General features: G+C 64.8%; 11 protein-coding genes. 1 reads left to right on the top strand and 10 read right to left on the bottom strand.

Going from position 1 to position 9,444, the window contains the following annotated elements:
* The 10 genes from BM075_RS25015 to yajC form a co-directional block, all read right to left on the bottom strand.
* A partial coding sequence (locus tag BM075_RS25015) for a calcium-binding protein (protein ID WP_281244942.1) occupies positions 1-1,978 on the bottom strand: 1,978 nt, incomplete at its 3' end.
* Between the two features lie 144 nt (positions 1,979-2,122).
* Complete coding sequence (locus BM075_RS12045; protein ID WP_093360933.1) at positions 2,123-2,665, bottom strand: DsbE family thiol:disulfide interchange protein; 543 nt, start codon at positions 2,663-2,665, stop codon at positions 2,123-2,125.
* The gene (ccmD, locus tag BM075_RS25175) at positions 2,658-2,870 is read right to left on the bottom strand and encodes a heme exporter protein CcmD (RefSeq protein WP_425445193.1); all 213 of its coding nucleotides are present in this window, start codon (positions 2,868-2,870) and stop codon (positions 2,658-2,660) included. The genes BM075_RS12045 and ccmD overlap by 8 nt, the downstream gene beginning before the upstream one ends.
* A complete protein-coding gene (locus BM075_RS12035) occupies positions 2,867-3,595 on the bottom strand; it encodes a heme ABC transporter permease (RefSeq protein ID WP_093360932.1) in 729 nt (242 codons plus the stop codon). The genes ccmD and BM075_RS12035 overlap by 4 nt, the downstream gene beginning before the upstream one ends.
* A 57-nt stretch (positions 3,596-3,652) precedes the next feature.
* Positions 3,653-4,318, bottom strand: coding sequence for a heme exporter protein CcmB (ccmB, locus tag BM075_RS12030; RefSeq protein ID WP_093360931.1), 666 nt, complete (start codon positions 4,316-4,318; stop codon positions 3,653-3,655).
* On the bottom strand, positions 4,315-4,935 hold the full coding sequence (gene ccmA, locus BM075_RS12025; RefSeq protein WP_093360930.1) for a heme ABC exporter ATP-binding protein CcmA: 621 nt from the start codon (positions 4,933-4,935) through the stop codon (positions 4,315-4,317). Before ccmA ends, ccmB begins: the two co-directional genes overlap by 4 nt.
* Before the next feature lie 143 nt (positions 4,936-5,078).
* Complete coding sequence (locus BM075_RS12020; protein WP_093360929.1) at positions 5,079-5,432, bottom strand: Mth938-like domain-containing protein; 354 nt, start codon at positions 5,430-5,432, stop codon at positions 5,079-5,081.
* Positions 5,433-5,466: 34 nt separating this feature from the next.
* A complete protein-coding gene (gene secF / locus BM075_RS12015; protein ID WP_093360928.1) occupies positions 5,467-6,435 on the bottom strand; it encodes a protein translocase subunit SecF in 969 nt (322 codons plus the stop codon).
* Position 6,436: 1 nt separating this feature from the next.
* On the bottom strand, positions 6,437-8,098 hold the full coding sequence (secD, locus tag BM075_RS12010; protein WP_093360927.1) for a protein translocase subunit SecD: 1,662 nt from the start codon (positions 8,096-8,098) through the stop codon (positions 6,437-6,439).
* A 27-nt stretch (positions 8,099-8,125) separates the two neighbouring features.
* Complete coding sequence (gene yajC / locus BM075_RS12005; RefSeq protein WP_093360926.1) at positions 8,126-8,455, bottom strand: preprotein translocase subunit YajC; 330 nt, start codon at positions 8,453-8,455, stop codon at positions 8,126-8,128.
* A 220-nt stretch (positions 8,456-8,675) separates the two neighbouring features.
* On the opposite strand from yajC, the gene BM075_RS12000 reads away from it, so the two are divergent.
* Positions 8,676-9,404 (top strand): trypsin-like serine peptidase, encoded by a 729-nt coding sequence (locus tag BM075_RS12000; RefSeq protein WP_093360925.1) that lies wholly within the window; start codon positions 8,676-8,678, stop codon positions 9,402-9,404.
* Positions 9,405-9,444: the final 40 nt, after the last annotated feature.

Raw genomic sequence — 9,444 nt, 5'->3', positions numbered from 1 at the left:
CGCCGCCACGCAGAGTCTCCCTGGCGGCGCTGCCCCAGAGTTCGTCATCCCCGTTACCGCCGTCCGCCTCGGTGCCCTCGCCGTTCGCGTGAATCACGTCGATGCCGTCACCACCCAGAAGCGTCTCCGCACCGCCCCCACCGACGATCTCGTCGTCTCCAAGTCCGCCGTCCGCGGTGTCGCCGCCGCCACCCGTGGAGATGTAGTCGTTGCCCGCGCCGCCAAGCAGCGTCTCCGTCGCGGCACTGCCCCAGAGTTCGTCATTGCCGCCCTCGCCGTCGGCCCGTGTGCCCTCGCCGTTCGCGAATATCCGGTCGGCGCCGAAACCGCCGAGCAAGGTCTCTGCGCCGCCGCCGCCGATGATTTCGTCATCTCCACGACGCCCAAACGCCAAATCCCCTCCGCCGCCGGTTACAATGGTGTCCGCGCCGGCGCCGCCTCGGAACTCTTCGTAGGCGGCCGTACCCTCCAGCACATCGTCGAACTGCGACCCCAGCATGGACTCGATAGAGATAAGCGTGTCACGGCCCGCGCCGCCGGTGTCCTGGGCATCCGTGAGGGCGAGGGAGATCGTGACCGGGCTGGACCCGTCGCTGTAATCCACCGTGTCGAAACCCGCGCCGCCATCGACCACGTCGTCGCCCTGGCCGGGACGGAAGCGGTTGTCTCCGGCATCCCCGGTCAGACGGTCGTCGTAGATCGTTCCCTCCACGCCCTCGATAGAGACCAGCGTGTCCCCGTCCGCGTCGCCGCCGGATGCGGTGCCCGTCGACAGGTCAATTTCCACGGCTTCGCCCGATCCGGCGTAGCTTGCGATATCGACGCCCTCGCCGCCGTCCAGCCAGTCCGCCCCCGCGCCGCCACATAGCAGGTCGAAACCGTCGCCGCCGTAGAGCGTGTCCGCCCCGTCCCCGCCCAGGATCTGATCCCGGCCGCCGCCGCCGGAGGCCGTGTCGGCGCCGTCCTCGCAAAGCAGCCAGTCCTTTCCGGCGCCACCGTCCAGGCTATCGTTTCCGGCCCCACCGACGAGGCGGTCGTTCCCCTCCCCGCCATTCAGTGTGTCGTCCCCGTCGCCGCCCAAGAGCATGTCATCGCCAGCGCCTCCGTCGGCGACGTCGTTGCCCGCACCGCAATCGGCAACGTCGTCGCCGTCTCCGGTGTCGATGGTATCGTTCCCGCCCATCGCGAGAATCACGTCGTCGCCTTCCAGCGAAATGAAGGTATCGTCCAGGGCGCTACCGGCCAGCAGGTCGTCTCCCTCGTCGCCGAAGAAATTGACCGGCACTTCGACGCCAATGCTGTAATTCAGTAGCTGCGCCGCCGTGTCAGCAGAAATGCCCTCCCTCATCATTTGGTTCATTGACCCGGACAATACCTCGAGGGCGGTGCCCATCGCGTCGGGGTCGTAGCTCTGGACGGCAAAATAGGCGATGGACGCGCTTTCTCCGGGGTCCAACGAAACGGTAAACTCGAAGATGACGTCGTTGCCGCTTATGCTCGTGTAGCTCGGTGCAAGGGTGCCGTCACCAAAGACGATCCCGACCATCGGATCCCCGGCGGTGTCACCGTCATCGGTCAGGATGTACCGGTCATCCGCGCCGTAGGTGAGATCGCCAGATGAGGTCGCGAGAATTTCCGTGCCGTAGCCGGAGCCCAAGGCCGTCCGCACCGAGAACGTCACGGTCATGGCCTCGGTGCCGATATTCGTTGCTGTGTCGATGAAGCGCGCCCAGCCCGAAACGGTGGGCACATAGAGGCTACGTTCGTACCAGACATCGCCATCGGTCTGTGTTGACTGGCCGGAGATCGTCAGCTGTCGGCCATCCATCGAGGTGGCGTAGCCCGACGCATAGGGCATGTTGAACAGGTCGAGGCCACCACTGAAGGCACCGTTCGTGCCATTCCCGATGCGGCCATCTTGCCACATGTCCCAGACAAATCCGCTGCCGTCAGTCAGCGTCTGAGGAAAACTCGCCATGGTCCGCCCTAGCTCACCCGCGTGCCACGGAGGGCAGTGCCCCAACCGCTGTCCCCCGGGATCTGCGGATCTGGCTAGGTCATCAAGGTTACCAAAGTCTTAAGCGCAACCGAGGACACTGCCGGCGTGGCGCGACTGCAGCGCTCAGTCCGCGCCCGCGGCTTCCGCGATCGCCGGGCGGATGGTGGATTCCAGCACCTCCGGCGTAATCGGCCCGGCAAACCGCGCCACAATGGTCCCCTCGCCATCGACCACGAATGTCTCCGGCACGCCATAGACGCCCCAGTCGATTGCGGTACGGCCCTTGCTGTCGGCACCGCCATGATCGTACGGATCGCCCAGCCCGGACAGAAACGCCTGCGCCTTGGGCGGCTCATCCTTGTAGTTGACCCCATGCACAGGGACCCCGTCCGCGGCGAGTTGCATCAGCTGCGGATGTTCCGCCCGGCACGGGGCACACCAACTGGCCCAATAGTTCACCAGCGTGACGTCGCCCTGCCGCAGCGTCTCGTCGGTCAGCATCGGCTTGTCCGCGAAGGGATCGAGTTGGAGTCCCGGCGCTTCCTTTCCCTGGAGCGCGGTCGGCAGGGCGTCGGGATTGTCCCGGTTCATGCCAGCATAGAACAGGCCGGCCACCGCCAGAAAGATCGCGGGGGGAAGGATCATGAGCGGCGAAACACTAGCCATCCTGAGGTGTTTCCTTGTTCCTTGGCTTTGTCTTTGCCGTCAGTCCGTTAGCCTTCGCCTGATGCGCCGCCTCCACCTGGCGAAGCGCCCGCCGCGTGCGGGCCGACTGGCGCAACGTCAATAGCACCAACGCGAGGATGAGCAACAGCGTCACCCCGTAAGCCGACAAAACCTCTGTCGCGTATTTCCCGAGGTCTGGCATCATCCCATACGCTCCCGCGCCATCAAAGCCTGCAGCCGGCGCGCGCGCACTTCCGTCCGGGTGCGCACCAGCAGCAGCGTCACGAAGAGCCCGACGAATCCGGCAATGGCGATCAGCAGCGGCCAATAGAACACGTCGGCCACGTTCTCTTCCTTGTCGAGCGACAACGATGCGCCCTGGTGAAGCCCCTGGTTCCAAAAGACCAGCGCATAGCGGCTGAGCACGGCGAAGACGGACCCCACGATGCAGAGCACGGAGGTGAGTTCGGCCGCTGTATCCGGGTTATCCACCGCCGCCCACAACGCCATGTAGCCCAGATAGAACAGGAACAGCACGAGGAACGAGGTCAGCCGCGGGTCCCACGCCCACCAGGTACCCCACATCGGTTGACCCCAAATTGCCCCGGTGGCCAGCGCGATGACGGTCATGGTGGCGCCTATCGGGGCGGCCGCCTTGGCCGCCAGTGCGCTCACATGGTGCCGCCGGATCAGCCAGACGAGCGAGGCGACCAGCATCATCAACCAGCAGTTGATCGCAACCATGGCCGACGGCACGTGAATATAGATGATCTTCACTGTGGAGCCTTGGCGATAGTCTTCCGGCGTAAAGAAGAATCCCCAAGCCAATCCGACCACGAGCGCGATTGCCGTGCCGGCCGCTGCGAAGGGCAGAACCGCGCCGGAGAGCGCCATGAATTTTCGCGGGTTCGCGTATTCCCAAAGTGACATGCGGCGGACTTCTAGTGCCTCGATTCGATCTGCTCAACCGAGCCTAACGGCAACGTGTCAGCGAAGGTTGATACGGATTGCCGCAGCCGAGGCAAAAGGCAGCAGCGCGATGGTCGCCAATGTGATCCCGCCCAAGAGCGCGAATGGTGTCGAAAGGCCCGCGAGCCCCTGCCCCTCTGCCCCACGGCGCGCGACCTCGGCGCCAAAGATCAGCGTCGGAACGTATAGGGGCAATACGATGAGCGACAACAAAAGCCCTCCCCGCTTGAGTCCGACGGTGAGTGCCGCGCCGAAGGTTCCGATCACAGACAGGGCGGGCGTGCCGATGGCCAGCGAGAGGGTGAGCCAGACGTATCCGGGCGCGGGCAGGTTCAACAACACGCCAAACGCCGGCGCGGCAAGCGTCAGCGGCAATCCCGTGGTGATCCAATGCGCCAGCGCCTTCGCGGCAGCCACGCCCTCCAGGGGGATCGGGGCGGTCGCGAGAAGCTCCAGAGCCCCGTCCTCGTAGTCGAGCGCGAGGATTCTATCGAGCGAGAGCAGACAGGCCAGCAGTGCTCCCAGCCACAGGATGCCCGCAGCAATGGTGGACAGCGTGGCCGATTCAGGTCCGACGGCAAAGGGCGTCAACGTCACGACGATCAGGAAGAAGGCGAGCGCGAGCCCGAAGCCGCCGCCCGCACGCACCGAAAGCGCGAGATCCCGGGCGATCAGGGCCATCATAGGAACGCCTCGTGAAAGTCGTGTCCGTGTTCGGGCGGCGCCGCCTTGTAAGGCGCGAGGTCCAGCACGTCCGCGCCCGCTAGGCCCAAGTCGATGTGGGTCGCGATGACCGCCGAGCCTCCCACCTCCAGATGCCGGCCCACCGCTGCCGCGAACAGCGCCACGCTGTCGGCGTCCAACGAAATAGTCGGCTCATCGAACAGCCACACCGCCCGCCCGGTCACCGCCATACGCGCCAGCCCAAGCCGCCGCTTCTGCCCCGCCGAGAGGCTGCCCGCTGGCCGTTCCGCGAGCGTTTCAAGATTGAAATCGCGCAGAGCCGCGGTGATCGACGCGGTCCCGTGCAGGCGGGCCCAGAACCTCAGGTTCTCCTCAACGCTCAACGTGGCCTTGATTCCGTCTGCATGAGAGGCATAGGCCATCGCGTCCGGCCCCGGCACCACCCGCCCGGCATCCGCGGGCTGCAGGCCGGCGAGCGTCCGCAGCAATGTCGTCTTGCCGATGCCGTTCGGCCCCCGCAGCACCAGCGCACGCGCCGACGGCAAGCGGAAGGAAACTCCCTCCAGCACCCGCAGTCCGCCCCGCACGATAGCCAGATCCTCGACACGCACCTCCATCCGCCGCGCTTACTCCAAGGGAAATCGGAGCGAAAGCGCCCCGGCTTCTTGTGTCCGGAAATATCCCCGCCGGAGGCACAAAAATTCCGGCGCGACGCCCGGCCCCGAGCGGCGGAATTGGGTATTTTCACCAACAAGAAGGGTCAGAGCGCGAGCACGGCAGCCGCCACGCGCCGCCCCTCCGCAAGCAAAATGTTGTAGGTCCGGCAAGCCGAGGCGGTGGCCATCGTTTCTACCCCGATGCCCGCGTCTTCGAGTGTCTCGCGGAAGGACGCAGGAATGTGGGCCATGTCCTGCCCCGTGCCGACGAGGACGACGTCGATGTCTTCGGAGATTGCAAGAACCGCCGCCGCATCGTCATAGCCGCCCCAGGCCGAAACCGACGAAGCCGTCACCAGAAGATCCCCCTCATGCACTTTTCCGGCGAGTCGAAAGAAGCCCGGTCCGTATCCGTCGAAGGGGATCGCATCCGGATAGGTGACTTCGTGCATCTTCATGGTGCCCTCCGTAAAGTCGCGGGAGCCAGGCCCCTCAGGCGTCGACGTTGGAGAACTGGGTGCCGCCGCCCTGGCTCGGCTTGGACCAGTCGCGCTTGACACCCAGACGGAGCAGAACCGGCGAGGCGACGAACACCGACGAATAGGTACCGACAACGATGCCCCAGATCATCGCGAAGACAAAGCCGCGGATCACGTCACCGCCGAGGATATAGAGACCGAACAACGCGAGCAGTGTCGTGAAGGAGGTCATCATGGTCCGGCTCAGAGTTTCGTTGATCGAGACGTTCAGGACCTCCTTCAGGTCCATCTTCTTGTAGCGCCGAAGGTTCTCTCGTACGCGGTCGAACACCACCACCGTGTCGTTGAGCGAGTACCCGACGATGGTCAGAAGCGCCGCGATGATCGTCAGATCGAACCGGATCTGGAGAAGGCAGAAGATGCCGATGGTCAAGGTCACGTCGTGGATCAGCGCCACGACGGCGCCGACCGAGAATTGCCACTCGAACCGGAGCCAGATGTAGAACAGCACCGCAAGGATCGATGCCGCGACCGCCTCCACCGCCGTCCAGACGAGTTCGCCGGAAACCTTGGGTCCGACGCTTTCGACGGACGGAAAGGTCACGTCCGGATCGACCGTCTGCAGGGCCGCCTCCAAAGATTTGATGGTCTCCGGCGTGATCGCCTCGTGGCCTTCCTGTTGCTGGATGCGGATTTGAGCGACGTGCTGGGAGCTGTCGAAGGACGTATCGAAGACCTGCGTGATTGCCACGTCGCCAAGATCCAGCGGCGCCAGCGCCTGCCTGTATTCGCCAACGTCTACGGCATTCGGACTCTCGGTCCGGATGGTGGTGCCGCCGAGGAAGTCGATGCCGAAGTTGAGCCCCACGGCGAAGAACAACACGACCGAGACCACCATTGCCAGCATCGAGGCGCCGAAGGTGATGGGCATGAACTTGAAGAAGTCAAAGTTCGTGTTGTCGGGAACGAGTTTCATGCGCATCTCAAACCTCAATCGTCTTGGGGCGGCGGCGTTCGAACCACATCACGATGATCAGCCGCGTCACGTAGATCGCGGTGAAGACCGAGGTGAGGATACCCAGGGCCAGCGTCACCGAGAAGCCGCGAACGGGGCCGGAGCCGAGGGCGAAGAGGATGACGGCGGTGATGAAGGTGGTCAGGTTGGCGTCGATGATGGCCGACATGGCCTTCTCATAGCCGAGTTCGATTGCCCGTGACGGACCGCGGGCGGTCTTCAGTTCCTCGCGGATCCGTTCGAAGACGAGCACGTTGGCGTCCACCGCCATGCCGATGGTCAGCACGATGCCGGCGATGCCGGGCAGGGTCAGCGTCGCTCCGATCAGCGATAGCAGGCCGAAGATCAGCCCGACGTTGATAATAAGCGCGATGTTGGCGAAGAGGCCGAAGAGACCGTAGGAAAGGAACATGTAGGCAAGCACGGCTGCGAAGGCCACGAGGGTCGCGATGCGCCCGGCCTCGATGCTGTCCTGCCCGAGTTCCGGGCCAATGGTTCGTTCCTGGAGGAAGGTCATTTCCGCCGGCAGGGCGCCTGCGCGCAGCAGCACGGCGAGGTTGTTCGAGGCCTCTATGGTGAAGTTCCCCGTGATGATCCCCGACCCGCCGGGAATGTGATCCTGGATGACGGGCGCGGAGATAACCTCGTTGTCGAGCACGATGGCGAAGGGGGAGCCGATGTTGTCGCGGGTATAGTCGCCGAACTTGCGCGCGCCGGTCGGATTGAACCGGAAGCTGACAGCTGGGCGGCCGTTCTGGTCGAAACTCGGCTGGGCATCGTTCAACTCGTCGCCGCTGACCACGGGGCTCTGATCTACGATATAGTGGACGCCATTTTCGTCCATCGACGGCAGCAGCAAGTTGCCCGGGCCCGGGTCGGCACCGGCCTCGGAGGTGCGGCTGACGACCGGGTGGAAGGTCAGTTTTGCCGTGGTCCCGATCAGATTCTTGAGTTCGTCGGCGGAGCCGATCCCCGGCACCTGGATCACGATCCGGGTTTCACCCTGTTTCTGAATCGACGGCTCCCGCGTGCCGACCTCGTCGACGCGGCGGCGCACGATCTCCACGCTCTGCTGCACGGTGCGATCGTCGGTGGCGCGCTTTTCGGCCTCCGACAACTTGACGATGATCGTGTCGCCCTGTCCGCTCACCTCGATGTCGTTCGATCCGACGCCGGTCAGGCTGACGGTTGGGCGGGAGAGGCCGCGCACCAGTTCCATCGCGCGCGCCATGCCGTCGGGGTTGGCGATCTTCACATGCAGTTCATCGGGCGGCCCGTCGACGCGGCGGATTGCGCCGACCGTGTCGCGCTCGGCCCTCAGCACGTCCCGGACCCCTGGCCAGAGGCCGTTCATCCGATCGGCATAGACGTCCGCAACTTGCACATCCGCGAGCAGGTAGGCACCGCCCCTGAGGTCCAGGCCGAGGTTCACGAGCCCCGAGGGCAACCACGACGGCCAGCCCGCGGCATCGGCGGCGAGTTCCGGTGTTTCGCCAGAGCTCTCGATGGTCTTGACCGCGTCGTTGTGGCGTTCGACCCGACCGTAGAACACGTTCGGCACCGCCATCAGGAGAATCACGATGGTGACGCCCCAGATAAGCAGGCGCTTCCAGAAGGGGAAGTGAAGCATGGAAAAGGTGCCTTCAGGGGATGGCGATCAGCTTTCGGCTGCCGGTTCGGTCTTGTTCAGGACCTGCGAGACGGTGCTGCGAACGATGCGTACGCGCACCCCATCCGCAATCTCCACGTCCAGTTCATTGTCGTCGCGCACCTTGTATACCTTGGCAATGATGCCGCCCTGGGTGACGATTTGGTCGCCCCGGCGAAGCTCCGACACCATCTTCTGATGCTCTTTCACCTTCTTCTGCTGCGGACGGATCAGCAGGAAGTACATGATGGCGAAGATCAGGATCAGCGGCAGGAACTGCATGATGGCGCCGCCGCCGGCGCCTCCGGCGGCCTGGGCGTAGGCAGGCGATGCGAACATGGAAAACCCCCTCGTTAGGTTTCGGGGGCCTTCCCCCCGTCGTTGGCGCGCAACCTATGTGCGCTATGGGCCAAGCGCAAGACGAAGCGCTGCGATCATCCTGGCCCATGCCACATCGGCGGCTGCGCGAAAAGCGGCCATAGACAGGCGAGCCCGATTGAGCTCCCGCCCGCCGCACGGCTAGTGTTCCGGTTCCAGCAAGGGGAGCCAGATCCACAGAATGTGTCCGTTACACAGTCGCGCCGCGTTGGCCGGGATTCTGCTGGCGCTCGCCCTGCCCCTAAGTGCTGCAGCCCAATCCGACCCTCGGGAGCCCACTATCCTGCCTGAAGCGGAGCAACCCGCGTGGAATGCAATCGGCCGGGTGAACATCGCGGGACTTCGCCGGCGCGGCATGTGTACGGGAACGCTGGTGGCCCCCGATCTGGTGCTAACCGCGGCCCATTGCCTCTACCGCGGCGATGGCAAGGTCGCCCGGCCAGAGGATGTGCATTTCGTCGCCGGTTGGCGCGCCGGGGCATATGCCGCGCACCGGAGCGGCGCGGCGGTGCGCATTGGCGCAGGCTTCGCATTGGGGGCCCTGCCCTCTGCCGAGACGATCGCGGCCGACGTGGGCTTCATCGTTCTGCAGGAGCCCATCACAGACGAAAAGGTTCAGTCCCTGCCGCTTTCGCCGCTTCCCGAGGAAGCCGTCTCGCTTGCCCTTCTCGGCTACCGGATGGACCGCCCGCACGCGCTCTCCCGACAGACCGCGTGCGGAGTGGGATATCGAACAGCAGCGTTGATCGGGCTCGACTGCCCGGTGAGTCCCGGCGCCTCGGGCGCTCCTGTGCTCTGGCTCTCCCCGGCGGGATGGCAGGTTGTGGCGATCATCTCGGCATCGACGGCAGAAAGCTCTCCGGTATCTGCGCTTGCCCCACTGGTCGCCGGAAGGACCCAGCCGCAATAGTCGCACCGTTTCGCCAGCGGACCTTGAGGTCGGTCACCGC

It is taken from the genome of Tropicimonas isoalkanivorans (assembly GCF_900112335.1).
Taxonomy (GTDB): domain Bacteria; phylum Pseudomonadota; class Alphaproteobacteria; order Rhodobacterales; family Rhodobacteraceae; genus Tropicimonas; species Tropicimonas isoalkanivorans.
The sequence above is the reverse complement of the archived record's forward strand: the minus strand, read 5'-3'. Positions and strand labels throughout refer to the sequence as shown.